This is a genomic window from Marinobacterium rhizophilum (assembly GCF_024397915.1).
GTDB classification, from domain to species: Bacteria; Pseudomonadota; Gammaproteobacteria; order Pseudomonadales; family Balneatricaceae; genus Marinobacterium_A; species Marinobacterium_A rhizophilum_A.
Map to the genome: position 1 here is coordinate 2382354 of NZ_CP073347.1, position 12037 is coordinate 2394390.

Sequence of the window (12037 nt, forward strand, 5' to 3'; positions counted from 1 at the left end):
GCGGCCCACGCCACGCTGTCCGGTGCTACCCGTTCCCATGAACCTGATCCTGCTGTTTGAAGACGATTTTGTCGCCCCCGCCAGGGCCCGCCTGAATGATCGCCGCTACCGTCACATTCGCGCGGTGCAGCAGCCCCGGGAAGGCGATACACTGAAAGTGGGCCTGCTTAATGGCGCCACCGGACACGCCCGCGTACTGCGCGTCGATGACCTCTGTATCGAACTGGAAACCTGCCTGGACCAGCCGCCGCCCGCCGCTCTGCCACTAACCCTGGTCATGGCGCTGCCAAGACCCAAGATGCTCAAGCGCACCCTTGAGACGATCGCCGCCATGGGGGTGAAAAAGCTGTGCCTGATCCATTCCTACCGGGTCGACAAAAGCTACTGGTCCAGCCCGCTGCTGGCCGAGGATGCAATACGGGAACACCTGCTGCTGGGGCTGGAGCAGGCGGGCGATACACTGCTGCCCGAAGTATCCCTGCACAAGCGCTTCAAACCCTTCGCAGAGGACGAACTGCCGTCCATTGCGACCAACACCCGCGCCCTCGTCGCACACCCTTACGAGGCAGCCGGCTGCCCTGTCGCAACGCTGGAGCCAACTACCCTGGCCATAGGCCCCGAAGGGGGATTTATCCGCTACGAAGTGGAGAAACTGCAACAGGCCGGGCTCACCCCCATTCATGTCGGATCTCGCATCCTGCGCGTTGAAACCGCCGTTCCGGTGCTGCTGGCGCGGCTCTTTCCGCCACTCTAACAGGCTGTTGAAAAACGACCTGCGTTGCTATCGCGGCGTTAAAAACCGTCTCAAGTCGTTCATTTATAAGCCATAAACTTCCTCATTTCGACGATTTTTGCCTTGCGCTAGCTGCCTCGCCTACGCTTTTCAACAACCCGCTAAGGCACCGCCCCGCCCCGTTTATCCGCTCGCAGCCCCGCCAGGCCCGATGAGAATAATACTCATCTCGACTTGACAGCGCCGATAATATTATTAAGAATTGTTCGCATTACCTTTTACACAAAAATTACGGACAAAGAGAGTTCCCGCATGCCAAGCTCCCGCACACTCCTTGCCGCCGCAACGCTGGCCATGGCCAGCACCGCCTCTGTTGCCCAGGCCGCCAACGAAGTCAATATCTACTCCTACCGCCAGGCGTTCCTGATTCAGCCCCTGCTGGAAGAGTTCAGCAAGGACACCGGCATCCAGGTCAACCTGGTCACCGGCGGCAATGGCCTGCTGGAGCGCCTGGAGCATGAAGGCCGCAACTCTCCCGCCGACATCCTGCTGACCGCCGAGATTGGTCCGCTGTACGATGCCACCGAAAAAGGCCTGGTCAGCGCCGTGCAGAGCGATGAACTGAACGCCAGCATTCCACAGCACTACCGTGACCCCGAAGGACGCTGGTTCGGCCTTACCGCCCGCTCACGCATCGTTTATGCCTCCAAGGATCGCGTGGTGGAGGGCGAACTCACCCGCTATGAAGACCTGGCTGACCCGAAATGGAAAGGCCGCATCTGCACCCGCAGCGGCAAGCACACCTACAACCTGTCCCTGATCGCCTCGGTAGTCGCACATCACGACGAAGCCTATGCCGAACAGTGGCTCGAAGGTGTCAAGGCCAACCTGGCACGCAAGCCCCAGGGCAACGACCGCTCCCAGGTCAAGGCCGTGATGGAAGGCGTCTGTGACCTGGCCCTGGGCAACAGCTACTACTTCGGCAAGATGCTGACCAACGATAAGCAGCCGGAACAGAAAGAATGGGCGCAGTCCGTCAACCTCGTGTTCCCGAACCAGGCTGACCGCGGTGCACACATGAACATCTCCGGCGCCGCGGTCACCCAGCATGCACCGAACCGCGACAATGCCATCAAGCTGATCGAGTTCCTGGCCTCCGAAAAGGCCCAGACGATTTACGCCGAAGCCAACTCCGAGTTCCCGGTGCGCCCCGGCACACCCAACTCCGCCCTGATCGACGAATACATGGGCAACTTCAAGGGCGACGAAATCAACCTGAATGAACTGGGCCCGCTGCGCACCGTCGCATCACGCCTGGTGGACAAGGTCGGATTCGACAACTGATCCGGCACTTTCGACAGGGCCACTCCTGGCGGGCGGCCCTGCTCGACATCACCGAACGAAAACGATAGTCTGCCCGGCTATCGTTTTTTGCCGTTCTAGGCGCAGGAAGAATATCGATGAAATCAGGCACCACCACCCTGGCGTACAGCCCCGGTCACAGGCCCCGTCCGCGCCTTGCCGGATGGTACTCGGCGGCCTGGGGCGTCGCGCTGATGGTGGCCTTGCCGGTGCTTGCGGTGTTCTACCTGGCACTCTTTCCCGACGAGAACATCTGGACACACCTGGCCAGCACGGTGCTGCCGGTCTATATCATCACCACCGTGCAACTCATTGCCGGCGTGGCCCTGCTGTCCATGCTCGCCGGCGTGGGCAGCGCCTGGCTGGTCACCATGTACAGTTTTCCCGGCAAGCGGCTGTTCGAATGGGCGCTGCTGCTGCCCTTCGCCGTGCCCGCCTACGTGATCGCCTACGTCTATACCGACCTGCTGGAGTTCGCCGGCCCCGTCCAGGGTGCACTGCGGGCACTGTTCGGCTGGCAGAGCGCGCGGGATTACTGGTTTCCGGAAATACGCAGCCTCGGCGGCGCCATCCTGATGCTGTCCCTGGTGCTCTACCCCTATATCTACCTGCTCACCCGTGCCGCCTTTCTGGAGCAATCCGTCAGCCTGCGCGATGCCAGCCGCCTGCTGGGCTGCAACGCCTGGCAAAGCTTCTACCGCGTATCCCTGCCCATCGCCCGCCCGGCCATTGCCGTGGGCGTGTCCCTGGTCGCCATGGAAACCATCAATGACTTTGGTACCGTGGACTTTTTTGCGGTCAAGAGCCTCACCGCCGGCATCTACGATACCTGGCTGAACATGTACAACCTCGGCGGTGCGGCGCAGATCGCCAGCCTGATGCTTATCTTCGTGGTCATGCTGGTCACCCTGGAGCGCGTGGCACGGGCACAGCAGCGCCAGTTTCACAGCCCGGACCGCTTCAGTGCGCTGCAGCCCACCCGGCTAAGGGGCTTCGCCGCCCTGGGTGCCAGCCTGTTTTGCCTGCTGCCGGTGCTGTGCGGCTTTATCGTGCCCTTCTCACTGCTGGGCTGGTACGCCAGCGGCTACCTCGACCAGCTCTGGTCCGAGGACTTCCTCAGCTACGCCAGCCACAGTTTTACCCTGTCCTTCGGTGCCGCCGTGCTGTCGATCGCGCTGGCCGTCGTGCTGGCCTATGCCAAGCGCCTGTACAGCGAAAAACGGGCACTGCTGTTTGCCGTGCGCTTTTCCAGCCTCGGCTACGCCATGCCCGGCGCCGTGCTGGCACTGGGGGTGATCATTCCGCTGGCGGCGTTCGATAACGCGGTGGACGATTTCATGCGGCGCACCTTCGACATTTCCACCGGCCTGCTGCTCAGCGGCACCACCTTTGCCATCATTTTCGCCTATGTGGTGCGCTTCCTGGCGGTCTCCAACGGTGCGGTGGACAGCTCACTGAGCAAGGTAACCCCGTCCATGGACATGGCGTCCCGCTCACTGGGGCACACGGCCTCCCAGACGCTGGTGAAGGTGCACCTGCCCCTGATCCGCGGCGGCCTGATGACGGCCCTGCTGGTAGTCTTTGTGGACTGCATGAAGGAACTGCCGGCAACCCTGATCCTGCGCCCGTTCAATTACGATACGCTGGCGACCTTCGTGTATCAGTTCGCGTCCGATGAAATGCTGGAACGCAGCGCGCTGGCGGCCCTGCTGATCGTACTGGTAGGGGTTTTGCCGGTAATACTGCTGAGCCGCTCCATTACCGCGACCCGCAGGATGGGCTAGCGGCGCAATGGCGATCAATTCAGACGTCTGGCACCCGATTCAGGCGCCGCGTAACCCGTCATAGGCGCCGAACGTGCCTTGATGTCCGCCGGCAGGGTTCCAATCGGGCTTGCCCTTGTCGCCCCTCACTCAAAGAACGCGATCGGGCGATGCACCGACACCTGCAGATGCACCTGTTCACCGACGCTGTAGTCCAGCTTCTCGCGCACCTCGGATTCCACCCGGCGACCGTTCGGCAACTCCAGCGTGTAAAGGGTCATGCCGCCCAGAAATTCCCGCGCCAGCACCCGCGCCAGTACCGTGCCCTCGGCCGCCGGGCGAAGATCCGCCGGGCGAATAAACAGCTGCACCGCACTGCCGTCGGGGGAGCAGAAGGGCTCTGCAAACTCCAGCAAGCCAAGCTCCGTGCGTACGCGGGTGGCACTCTCGCAAACGCCATCGAACAGGCTGCCCTTGCCGACAAAACCCGCCACCAGCGGATTCACCGGCGTATAGTACAGCGCCTCGGCGCGCCCCCACTGCTGCAACTCACCGGCCGCCAGAATACCCAGCCGATCACTGATGGCAAAAGCCTCTTCCTGGTCATGGGTCACGACGATGGCGGCTATATTCTGATGCTTCAGAATGTCACGCACTTCCAGCGACAGCTGCTTGCGAAGCTCCGTATCCAGGTTGGAGAAGGGTTCATCCATCAGCAGCAACTGCGGCCGCGGTGCCAGCGCCCGCGCCAGGGCGACACGCTGCTGCTGGCCGCCCGACAGCTCGTGCGGGTAACGCCTGGACAAATCAGGCAGCTGCACCAGCTCCAGCACTTCGGCAACAACGCGCGCCTTTTCTGCCCGCGATGCCGAGATCAAGCCAAAGCTGATGTTTTCAAATACGCTCAGGTGCGGGAAGAGCGCGTAGTCCTGAAACACCATGCCCATCTGGCGTTTTTCCGGCTCCAGCGCATAGTCCGCCGTAGACACAGGCACACCATCAATGCGAATGGAACCCGACTGCAACCGGGTGAACCCCGCCAGCGCCCGCAATACCGTGGTTTTACCGCAGCCACTGGGGCCAAGCAGGCAGGCAATCTCGCCGGCAGCCACCTCGAAGGACAGGTCCCTGACCACAACGTTGTCCTGGTAGGCACAACTGACCGACTCGACTTCCAGCAACTGACTCATGCACATCCAACTTGATTCGGGTTTCCAACAGGCCCAGGCCGCACGGACATCCACCCGCGCACCGGACATTTAATATTTTTGCCCGCAAATGATAAATGAAAACAATTATCAATACAGCCTGATTTCAAACCCGGCCATGGCCAGCACCGCGATGATCAGCAACCAGAGGGTCAGCGCCCGCCCCACCAGGCGCTGCAGTGCGTCCATCTCCTCGGCGCCCCGTTGCGCCAGGGTACCGGCGAGATCACGACTGCCGGCGTAATCACCAATAGCACCCAGCCCGACCCGAAACAGCCACCGAATATCATTGCGCCTGCGGGACAGCCGCGACAACGCAGCCCAGGCACCACTACCACTGCCCACCACGAAGAAACTGAATCCCAGCAGGCGCACCGGCAGCCATTGCACCCAATACGCCAGGGCGGCGGGGCGGATACTCTCAAGCTGCGGCTGCACCAGCACCGCCAGCAGGAGACCGGGAATACCCGCCAACCAGAACCAGAACAGCGGCACAAACAGCGTCAGCAGCAACTGCTGCAGGTAGCACTGGCAAATACGGCAGTGCAGGCGCTGCGCCCGACTGGCGTCGCCCTGCCGCTGGTCCTGGGCATGAGCATGAAAGCGGATCTGCTCTGCGGCGTGGGCAGAGGCGGCACTGTAGTCGCCCTGCTCCCAGAGACCGGCATACTCCAGCAGCAGGTTGCCGGGGGTCGAGCGTCCCAGCCAGTATGCCAACAGGGCCGTTTCCAGCAGCAGGACCGGCACACCGTAGGCAAAGTCCAGGCTCAGCAACAACAGCGCTTCCAGGCACAGCGAGAGAAACAGCCAGACGATCAGGCGGTCCCCGCCAGACCCTGCGGCCGGCTGATAGGGCCGGCTGTGGGGCTGGAACAGCAGCCGGCTCACCAGCAGCGCCGTCACCAGCGCGAGAAACTTCATCGACGTGCCTCCATCAGTTGCGCCCGGAAACGGGCCCAGTCAAACGCAGGCCCCGGGTCCGTTTTGCGCCCGGGGGCAATGTCGCTATGGCCTGCAATACGTGCATCGGTAATCCGTGGAAAGCGCTGCTGCAGCGCCAGGGTAACCTGCACCAGCGCGGCATACTGCGCATCGCTGTAGGGCAGCTCATCCGTGCCTTCAAGCTCGATACCGATGGAAAAATCATTGCAGTTTGCCCGGCCCTCGAAACAGGACTGGCCAGCATGCCAGGCCCGCGATTCAAACGGGACAAACTGGACCAGGGCACCGCTGCGCTCGATCAGCAGGTGGGCTGACACCTCCATGCCCTCGATGCTCTGGAAGTACGGATGGGCCTGCCAGTCGAGACGGTTACAGAAAAACTGCTCGACGCAGCCGGTACCGAACTGCCCGGGCGGCAGGCTGATATTGTGGATGACCAGCAGTGAAATATCGGTCCCCAGCGGGCGCGCGTTATGGTTTGGGCTTGCCACAAAACGTGCATTGCAAAGCAGTCCTGCTGGCAGCGGCTTGGCAGTCGCCATCAATTACCCCTATTAGCCACATCCGGATTGGGCTAGAATTCTGCCTAGTTTAACACCACTCGTCTTCCCATTGCTGTTGCAGATCAAACACCTATGCTGACCCAACAAGACCTGAAAGACACCATCCCTCAAAGCGTTGCCCAGGCTCTGGCCGAAGATGTCGGCGACGGTGACATTACCGCCCGTCTGATACCGGCCACGCAAGCCGGCCGCGCCCGCGTAATCACGCGCCAGAACGCCGTGATCTGCGGCACCGACTGGGTCGATGAGGTGTTTCGCCAGGTTGACCCTGCGGTACAGCTCAGCTGGCACGTAGCAGATGGTCAGAGCGTTGCGCCTGATCAGCTGCTGTTTGAAGCCAGGGGCGCCGCCCGCTCGCTGCTCACTGCAGAGCGTGCCGCGCTGAATTTTCTGCAAACCCTGTCCGGCACCGCCACCATCAGCCGCCACTATGCGGACCTGGTTAAAGACACCGGCGTGCGCCTGCTCGATACCCGCAAGACCCTGCCGGGCCTGCGCCGGGCACAGAAATACGCCGTTAGCTGCGGTGGCTGCTTCAACCACCGCATCGGCCTTTACGATGCCTTCCTGATCAAGGAAAACCATATCCTGGCCTGTGGCGGCATTGCCGCCGCCATTGCTACCGCAAAGCAGAATGAACCGGGCAAGCCGGTCGAGCTGGAAGTGGAAACCCTGGCACAGCTGGATCAGGCCCTTGCAGCCGGTGCCGATATCGTCATGCTGGACAACTTCAGCCTGGATGATATGCGCAGCGCGGTGAAAACCACAGCAGGCAAAGCCAAGCTCGAAGCCTCTGGCGGCATCAGCGAAGACACCCTCAAACCCATCGCCGAAACCGGCGTCGATTACATCTCCATCGGCGCCCTGACCAAGCACTGCCAGGCAATAGATCTGTCGCTGCGGCTGGTTTAATCCCGATACATTTAAACATCGAAACAATATAGACAGCCAGTACGTAAAAAAGGCTCGTTAAAACGAGCCTTTTGGATTTTGCTTCTGGCTTTAATAGATGGCTTTCACCGGCAGGCTGAACTAAAAACCAGCAGGCCTGCAGCCTGATTACAAATCACAAATCACAAATCACGAATCACGAATCACGAACAACCCTTCACGAATCACCCGTAAGAACCGCTAGCCGCACTACGGCACCGGCTTGCACGACGCCCTGCCGATCAGCGCCCAGTCGTCACTTTGCTGTATTTTCTGCAGATCATAGATCTCGACCGCCGTATCCATCAGTCCCTGGGCATGCAGCAGTCTGCACACATCCCGGGCCGCTGCATCCTGCGACTCGCCATCAGGCATCATGCCCACCGCCAGGATAGCGCCATCCTGCCACCAGACCGGACGGGCGGGAAAGCGGGAGTCTTTGGCGAGCTGAGTCTCCAGTGCTGCACGTACACTTTCGCTCACAGGGTCTGCCTGCCTATTAATAAACACAGTTAGTACAACGGATAGGGTAACAAGAGTAATTAGAATGATTCGTTTCATATATCTAATTCTAAAAAGCCATATAAAAATTAAACATTAGTCGTATAAAAGAATCCCAGCTTACGCTGGGATTCCATAAAATAAGAACACACTATCAATTTTTACAACTTACATGCGCTCGGTGTTACTTCAGGGTACTGCACTGGCAAAGTACCCGCCGTAGTACCAGCAGGTTGATTATTGCAAGTCCAATCAACCTCAGTACCTGCATTCATATCTCCCACAATCACAAGCGACTGGCCTCGAACTTTAGCTGCTACGCCTGTCGCTTCATAAAATACTATCATTTCACAAAGAGAGGCAGAGCTACTGTTCGGCCTAACCCCAACAGAGGCCACATAAGAACCATCAATACCTGCTTCGATATCGATATTATAGTTGGGTATTGCTGCAGAGTTATAAGGGCACACACCTTCGGTAGCATAGTGCTCTTGTATAGCTACTTTCAAACCATCCGTGATCGTCAGCGCTTCAGACGCCTGGCTGCGTGCCACGTAGTCCTGGTAGGCCGGGATTGCCAGCGCCGCCAGGATGCCGATGATCGCAACAACGATCATCAACTCAATCAGGGTAAAACCCTTTTGCACCATCTTGATCGATCTGTTCATTATATTTTCTCCAGCGAGTTTTCCATTTCGATCGATGTTCGCGACTCAAATACCTTTTGTGGCACTAGTAAAAACTACTAAATACCATCCGACACCCAAGCCTGACCGGCCATGCGACCCATTCCACCTGCCCCAGGCAAATTCCAAGACCTGGAGTTCTCCATTTCCCCCAGGTTGCCCCGAGTGACCCCAAGCCCAGACCACCGACAGCGTACGTCCAGATCGTATCATATCTGTTACAGTACAGAGGCCTTGGAACAAGTATAGTCTGCATTTTCAAAGAGTCACGCAAGTGCTATGTTACATCCTGATCGTGCTCAATAACGGACAGGTCAGCTGCTTCAGCAGGTACTAGGGAGTCAAGGTGAACGCTTTTCAACCTCTCAGCGGTCTCGCCAAGCGACTGGTAAATGACGGTGTATTCTCCGCCGAGGTCGCGGTCGATGCGATTGCCCAGGCCCGGGCGGCGCAAAAGCCCTTTATCAGCCACATTATCGAACAGCGCCTGGTCAGCGCACACCGGGCCGCCTGCGCGGCCTCCGACGAGTTCGGCCTGCCGCTGCTGGATCTTGATGTCATCGCCCGCGAGGCCCTTCCCCAGGGCCTGGTGTCGGAAGCCCTGATCAGCAAGCACCATGCGTTGCCGCTGATGAAGCGCGAGAACCGGCTCTTTATTGCCATCGCCGATCCCACCAATATCCAGGCACTGGATGAGATAAAATTTCATACGGGCACCACCACCGAAGGGGTTATTGTCGAGGAAGACAAGCTGCGTCGGCTGATTGATGCCTTCCTGGATAACCAGCACAGCGCCCTGGACGATCTGGCGGACACCGACCTCGATCACCTGGATGTCGGTGACGGCCACGAAGCCGATGCCGCCGAAACCGCCGAAGAAGCGGCCAATGACGCCCCCATCGTGCGCTTCGTCAACAAGATTCTGCTGGATGCCATCAAGAACGGTGCCTCGGACATCCACTTCGAGCCCTACGAGAAGAACTACCGTATCCGCAGCCGTATCGACGGTATCCTGCAGGAAGTCGCCAAGCCCCCGGCCAACCTGGCACCCCGGCTGGCGGCGCGCCTGAAAGTCATGTCCCGCATGGATATTTCCGAGCGGCGCATGCCCCAGGATGGCCGCATCAAGATGAAAATATCGGCCAAGCGGGCCATCGACTTTCGTGTCAACACCCTGCCAACGCTCTGGGGCGAGAAGATCGTACTGCGTATTCTCGACCCGGCCAGCGCCAAGATGGGCGTCGATGCGCTGGGGTTTGAAACCGATCAGAAAGAACTGTTCCTTGCCACCCTCGCAAAACCCCAGGGCATGATCCTGGTCACAGGCCCCACCGGCAGCGGCAAGACGGTCACCCTCTATACCGGTCTCAATATTCTCAACGACGAAGAACGCAATATCTCCACCGCCGAGGATCCGGTGGAAATCAACATGGAAGGCATCAACCAGGTACATGTCAACACCAAGGTCGGCCTGACCTTCGCCGAAGCCCTGCGTGCATTCCTGCGCCAGGACCCGGACGTGGTGATGGTCGGCGAGATTCGCGACCTGGAAACCGCCGAGATCGGCATCAAGGCCGCCCAGACCGGCCATATGGTGCTGTCCACGCTGCACACCAACAGCTCGCCCGAAACCCTCACGCGCCTGCGCAACATGGGGGTGCCTGCCTTCAATATCGCCACCTCGGTAACGCTGATCATTGCCCAGCGCCTGGCACGGCGGCTGTGTGAATCCTGCAAGCGCCCGGCGGACATCCCGGAGGCGGCACTGCTGGAAGAGGGCTTTACCCCCAAGCAACTGGAGACGACTACACTGTTTGAAGCCAACCCCGAGGGCTGCTCGAAATGCAACCGGGGCTACAAGGGCCGTGTCGGGATTTACGAAATGCTGCCGATGAGTTCCGAGGTTGCCAACGTCATCATGAACAACGGCAATTCTCTCGACATTCTTCGCGTGGCCCAGGCCGACGGTTTTCGCACCTTGCGGCTGTCCGGCCTGATCAAGGTCGGCAAGGGTCTTACCAGCCTGGAAGAAATGAACCGGGTTATCGTTACCTGAGCGTAAGTTATCACAGGGATCACTATGGCCACGAAAGAAGTCAAACTGCAGACCTTCATCTGGCAGGGGCGTGACAAGAGCGGCAACGTCACCAAGGGCAAGCTCGATGCCGCCAACGTCGCCACGGCCAAGGCGCAGCTGCGCCGCCAGGGCATCACGCCGAAAAAGGTCGCCAAGGAAAGCATCTCCCTGTTCAGCAACCGCGGCAAAGCCATCAAGCCGCTGGATATCGCGTTCTTTACCCGCCAGATGGCCACCATGCTGAAATCCGGCGTGCCGCTGCTGCAGGCACTCGAAATCGTCGCCGGCGGCTCGGAGAAAGACAAGCTCAAGAAAATGCTGTACGACATTCGTAACGATGTCAGCGGCGGTTCGGATTTCTCCACCGCCCTGTCCCGGTTCCCGATCTTCTTTGATGACCTCTATTGCAACCTCGTCAAGGCCGGGGAGCAGTCCGGTGCACTGGATGCCATGCTCGATCGCATCGCCACCTACAAGGAAAAGATCGAAGCCCTGAAAGCCAAGATCCGCAAAGCCATGACCTACCCGGCCGCGGTCGTGGTGGTCGGGATCATCGTTACCGCCATACTGCTGGTCAAGGTCGTGCCGGTATTCGAAGATCTGTTCGTAAGCTTTGGTGCCGACCTGCCCGCCTTTACCCGTTTCGTGGTCACCCTGTCGGAGGCGGCGCAGAAATGGTGGTTCGTGGTTCTGCTGGCAATCACGCTCTTTGGCTACCTGTTTCAAAGTACCCATCGCAAGTCCCAGAAGTTTCGTGATTTCGTCGACCGTTCGGTACTGAAAATTCCGGTACTGGGGAAAATACTCCACAAGGCCGCCATTGCGCGCTTTGCCCGTACCCTGGCCACCACCTTTGCCGCCGGCGTGCCGCTGGTCGAGGCGCTGGACTCCGCGGCCGGCGCCGTGGGCAACGTGGTGTATCGCAACGCCATCATCCAGATTCGTAACGGCGTCTCCACCGGCCAGTCCCTGAAAAATGCGATAGAGATGACCGGCATCTTCCCCAACATGACCATCCAGATGATCGGCATCGGCGAAGAGGCCGGCTCACTGGAAATGATGCTCGACAAGGTCGCCGCCTTCTACGAACAAGAAGTCGATAACGCGGTAGACTCGCTTTCCAGTTTGATGGAGCCCATGATCATGGTGGTACTGGGCACCCTGGTGGGCGGCCTGGTTATCGCCATGTACCTTCCCATATTCCAGCTGGGTAACGTTGTCGGTTAAAACTAAGCCAGCGTGGCGATACTTTGGCTGTGAACCCCAAATTTA

11 protein-coding genes are annotated in these 12037 nt (G+C 59.4%); 6 read left to right on the forward strand and 5 right to left on the reverse strand.

What is annotated here, in order from left to right; genetic code table 11:
• Positions 1-37: 37 nt before the first annotated feature.
• The 3 genes from KDW95_RS10755 to KDW95_RS10765 all read left to right on the forward strand — a co-directional run bounded on the left by KDW95_RS10755 (position 38) and on the right by KDW95_RS10765 (position 3879).
• The gene (locus KDW95_RS10755; protein ID WP_255856268.1) at positions 38-754 is read left to right on the forward strand and encodes a 16S rRNA (uracil(1498)-N(3))-methyltransferase; all 717 of its coding nucleotides are present in this window, start codon (positions 38-40) and stop codon (positions 752-754) included.
• 291 nt (positions 755-1045) lie between these two features.
• Positions 1046-2077, forward strand: coding sequence for a Fe(3+) ABC transporter substrate-binding protein (locus tag KDW95_RS10760; protein WP_255856269.1), 1032 nt, complete (start codon positions 1046-1048; stop codon positions 2075-2077).
• 116 nt (positions 2078-2193) lie between these two features.
• Positions 2194-3879, forward strand: a complete 1686-nt coding sequence (locus KDW95_RS10765) for an ABC transporter permease (RefSeq protein WP_255856270.1) — start codon at positions 2194-2196, stop codon at positions 3877-3879.
• A 125-nt stretch (positions 3880-4004) separates the two neighbouring features.
• On the opposite strand, the gene KDW95_RS10770 is transcribed toward KDW95_RS10765, so the two are convergent.
• From KDW95_RS10770 to ampD, 3 genes are all read right to left on the reverse strand, one after another.
• Positions 4005-5048, reverse strand: coding sequence for an ABC transporter ATP-binding protein (locus KDW95_RS10770; RefSeq protein ID WP_255856271.1), 1044 nt, complete (start codon positions 5046-5048; stop codon positions 4005-4007).
• Positions 5049-5156: 108 nt separating this feature from the next.
• Positions 5157-5987 carry a hypothetical protein gene (locus KDW95_RS10775; protein WP_255856272.1) on the reverse strand — a complete coding sequence of 277 codons (831 nt, stop codon included), beginning with the start codon at positions 5985-5987 and terminating at the stop codon, positions 5157-5159.
• Positions 5984-6550: a 1,6-anhydro-N-acetylmuramyl-L-alanine amidase AmpD gene (ampD, locus tag KDW95_RS10780; protein ID WP_255856273.1), complete on the reverse strand. Its 567-nt coding sequence runs from the start codon at positions 6548-6550 to the stop codon at positions 5984-5986. The genes KDW95_RS10775 and ampD overlap by 4 nt, the downstream gene beginning before the upstream one ends.
• Positions 6551-6643: 93 nt before the next feature.
• On the opposite strand from ampD, the gene nadC reads away from it, so the two are divergent.
• The gene (gene nadC, locus KDW95_RS10785) at positions 6644-7483 is read left to right on the forward strand and encodes a carboxylating nicotinate-nucleotide diphosphorylase (protein WP_255856274.1); all 840 of its coding nucleotides are present in this window, start codon (positions 6644-6646) and stop codon (positions 7481-7483) included.
• A gap of 228 nt (positions 7484-7711) precedes the next feature.
• Here the strand turns inward: nadC and KDW95_RS10790 are convergent, their stop codons facing one another.
• Both KDW95_RS10790 and KDW95_RS10795 read right to left on the reverse strand, forming a co-directional pair.
• Entirely contained in the window at positions 7712-7984 is a 273-nt protein-coding gene (locus KDW95_RS10790; protein WP_255856275.1) for a hypothetical protein, read from the reverse strand.
• Positions 7985-8163: 179 nt separating this feature from the next.
• Positions 8164-8670, reverse strand: a complete 507-nt coding sequence (locus KDW95_RS10795) for a pilin (RefSeq protein ID WP_304941582.1) — start codon at positions 8668-8670, stop codon at positions 8164-8166.
• A gap of 364 nt (positions 8671-9034) precedes the next feature.
• Here KDW95_RS10795 and pilB point away from each other — a divergent pair, with 364 nt between their 5' ends.
• Both pilB and KDW95_RS10810 read left to right on the forward strand, forming a co-directional pair.
• Positions 9035-10744: a type IV-A pilus assembly ATPase PilB gene (pilB, locus tag KDW95_RS10805; protein ID WP_255856276.1), complete on the forward strand. Its 1710-nt coding sequence runs from the start codon at positions 9035-9037 to the stop codon at positions 10742-10744.
• Between the two features lie 24 nt (positions 10745-10768).
• Positions 10769-11992 (forward strand): type II secretion system F family protein, encoded by a 1224-nt coding sequence (locus KDW95_RS10810; RefSeq protein WP_255856277.1) that lies wholly within the window; start codon positions 10769-10771, stop codon positions 11990-11992.
• The last annotated feature ends 45 nt before the right edge of the window (positions 11993-12037 follow it).